Origin of the sequence: Corynebacterium glyciniphilum AJ 3170, from assembly GCF_007673095.1 — a bacterium.
Classification (GTDB): domain Bacteria; phylum Actinomycetota; class Actinomycetes; order Mycobacteriales; family Mycobacteriaceae; genus Corynebacterium.
This window is the reverse complement of sequence record NZ_VDYZ01000174.1, coordinates 1-295: the sequence shown is the minus strand read 5'-3', so window position 1 is coordinate 295 and position 295 is coordinate 1. Positions and strand designations below refer to the sequence as shown.

The following is a 295-nucleotide window of genomic DNA, read 5'->3' as shown; positions in this document are numbered from 1 at the left end:
CCCATCCACCCCCCACCCCACAGTGCACTCGCCCTGGTAGCTTCCTCCCCCCCCAATCCCTGCCCCCACCATCCACCACCACCACCACCACACCCATCCCGATGATCACGACCCTCTCCTCCCCCCACATCCTCCCCCACCCCCACAACCTCCACCACATCATCTCCCACCTCCACAACTCCCACCTCTCCCCCACCATCCTCTCCTCCATCTTCCTCATCGTCATGGACGCGGTGCTCTGGGCCTTCGGCGACTCTGCGGTGAACCCCAACCCCACTCCGGAACAGCTCGCCGA

At 65.4% G+C, this 295-nt stretch carries 1 pseudogene; it reads left to right on the top strand.

What is annotated here, in order from left to right:
* Positions 1–194 precede the first annotated feature (194 nt).
* Positions 195–295, top strand: a pseudogene (locus tag FS507_RS18735) (phosphate acyltransferase); the annotation flags it as partial.